This is a genomic window from Rhodoferax sp. (assembly GCF_028688795.1).
Classification (GTDB): Bacteria; Pseudomonadota; Gammaproteobacteria; order Burkholderiales; family Burkholderiaceae_C; genus Rhodoferax.
In genome coordinates this window covers 1-2,740 of sequence record NZ_JAQTXM010000098.1, presented here as the reverse complement: position 1 = coordinate 2,740, position 2,740 = coordinate 1, and the positions used below count along the sequence as shown (strand labels likewise).

Below are 2,740 nucleotides of genomic sequence, written 5' to 3'. Positions count from 1 at the left end.
ATCCGGTTGAAACTGGTATTGGATTTAATTCCATCATCGACGTACTGAAAATGAAAATGTATAAATATGGTCCCGATGGTGGCAAACCTGAAGTTCTGGAAATTCCGGCTTCAGAAAAAGACCGTGCAGATGAATTGCACAACGAGTTGATTGAAATGGCCGCTGAAAACGAAGAAACATTAATGGAACTGTACTTCGAACAAGGTTCATTATCGGAAGATGACATGAGAAAAGGAATACGGATTGGAATGGTAAAACGCGACCTGTTCCCGGTATTCTGTGTTTCAGCCAAAAAGAATATGGGAGTTGGACGTTTATTGGAATTTGTTTGCAACATAGCCCCATCTCCATCCCAGGTACCAATGCGTGAAATTATTCAGGGAAAACCAGTAGTGCTAAGCGAAACAAGTCCAACTTCATTGTTCGTATTTAAAACTGCCCTCGAACCACACGTTGGAGAAGTTACCTATTTCAAAGTATTGTCAGGAAAAGTATCAGAAGGGAAAGACCTGTACAACACATTTAACAATGGAAAAGAACGGATTTCGCAGCTTTTTGTAACTGCCGGAAAAACCCGCTACCCCGTTACTGAATTGGTGGCTGGTGATATTGGTTGCGCTGTGAAATTAAAAGATACCAAATTCAACCAAACACTTTGCGACAAAGAACTTGACCTGAAATTTGCACCTATTGTATTTCCTGAACCTAAATTCAGGGTTGCAGTAAAAGCTGTTTCTGAAACTGACGATGAAAAGGTAGGCGAAATTCTGCACAAGGTGAAAGAAGAAGATCCAACTTACATTGTAAATTACTCAAAGGAACTTAAACAGTTAATAGTTGAAGGACAAGGCGAATACCACCTGAACACGCTGAAGTGGTATTTCGACCACACCCACAAAATTGACATCGAATTCAAAACGCCAAAGATTCCATACCGCGAAACTATTACCAAGTTTGCCCAAGCCGATTACCGCCACAAAAAACAATCAGGCGGTTCAGGTCAGTTTGGCGAGGTTCATATGATCATTGAGCCTTTCGAAGAAGGCAGCACCCCAAAAAATATGTTTATTTATGGTGGAAAAGAAATGAAAATTTCGGTTCGCGACACACAGGAAACTCCACTTCCATGGGGCGGGAAACTGGTGTTCCACAATTGCATTGTTGGTGGTTCAATTGATGCCCGTTTCTTACCTGCCATCCTGAAAGGAATCATGGAAAAAATGGAAGAAGGCCCGCTTACAGGTTCGTATGCACGCGACATTCGCGTTTACATTTATGACGGGAAAATGCACCCTGTTGACTCGAACGAAATTTCGTTCCGTTTGGCAGGTCGTAATGCATTTAGCATGGCGTTTAAAAATGCCGGACCGAAAATTCTGGAGCCAATCTACGATATGGATGTTTGGGTTCAATCAGACCGAATGGGCGATGTCATGAGCGACCTTCAGGGACGCCGTGCACTGATCATGGGAATGGGCAGCGAAAAAGGCTATGAAAAAATTACAGCCCGTGTTCCGCTGAAAGAAATGAATAAATACTCGACTTCGCTGAGTTCGCTGACCGGAGGCCGCGGCGTTTTCAACATGAAATTTGCAGCTTACGAAAAAGTACCGCAGGAAGTACAGGATGAACTTTTGGCAGCTTATGCCGCAGAAGAAAAAGACGAATAACTATCAATTCTGTCTATTCAATCTACACTAAAACGAGAAAACCCGGGAATGCCACCCGGGTTTTTCATATTATACAGGATTAGTATCAAGTTTTAATTTGCAACAGAGAACAACTCAACCTTAAAATCATCAATATAAATTTCGTTCTTTTTGTTATTCCAGACATAAATTCTTAGCATTGAGTTTTTCTTAATTTCAGACCGGCCAACAATCTCATTCAATGAGGCTGTCCACCAACTGGTCTTCGATTTCAAATACTTACTCAAATCATAACCTTTCCAAAAATATTGATTCCCTTCAGAATCAATCGAAATTACCAAGTTACACTCGGAGCTATTAATTGCAAAAATTTTAAGCTTCGACGAAATTACCAGTTGACCAGTTGAGTCAGACAACAAAGTATCAAGTGCAATTGTACAACTTACTGAAAACTCACCGATTTTTTCAGAAAAAGATCCGGAATAAGCTTGCTCTTTGCTTTTATTGTAAGACTCTGTCCAGTTAGGTTTTGCAGTTTCAAAATCATTTTCGGAAGAAAAAATCCGTTTCCGCTGATCGATTTTATTCAATTCAAAGATGGACAGGTTTAGTTTCTCATCTTTGAATATCGGATTTCTAGCAATTGTCGCATAATAAGGCATGTCTTGATCATCCATTCCACTCAGATAGCGCGTGTACCAGTTGTTCAGCAGCATTTTTTTTACATTCTTCTGAAAATGAAAGGTATCAGCCTCGGCATAGTTGATGAACTGACAAGTAGCTTCAGGAGAAAACCCTGAATAATAATTCCCAAGCCGTTTCTGAACCTCATCGGTAATTACCACACAAGGCTGATTCTTGTCAATCAGTTCACGCTGAACAATCTCCTTTTGCTTTCTGTAATTGACATTCCTCGCATAAATGAACATATCGGCTGACTGAAACAGCAAAGCAACAAGCAATAAAATCGCTAAAATCCTTTGCGCCTGAATCTGATTTCTAACGAATACAAGACAACCAATTGCGACCAAAACCGGAAGATACAAATGATATCCCGATACACTTTTCAAGAAAAGAGAAAAGCCGAAGGC

General features: G+C 40.5%; 2 protein-coding genes. One reads left to right on the top strand and one right to left on the bottom strand.

Going from position 1 to position 2,740, the window contains the following annotated elements; all coding sequences use genetic code 11:
• Positions 1–1,670 (top strand): translation factor GTPase family protein (locus tag PHQ58_RS23595; protein WP_300116382.1); only part of this gene is annotated, 1,670 nt, incomplete at its 5' end.
• 92 nt (positions 1,671–1,762) lie between these two features.
• Here the strand turns inward: PHQ58_RS23595 and PHQ58_RS23590 are convergent.
• On the bottom strand, positions 1,763–2,740 hold a 978-nt coding region (locus tag PHQ58_RS23590), incomplete at its 5' end, for a hypothetical protein (protein ID WP_300116379.1).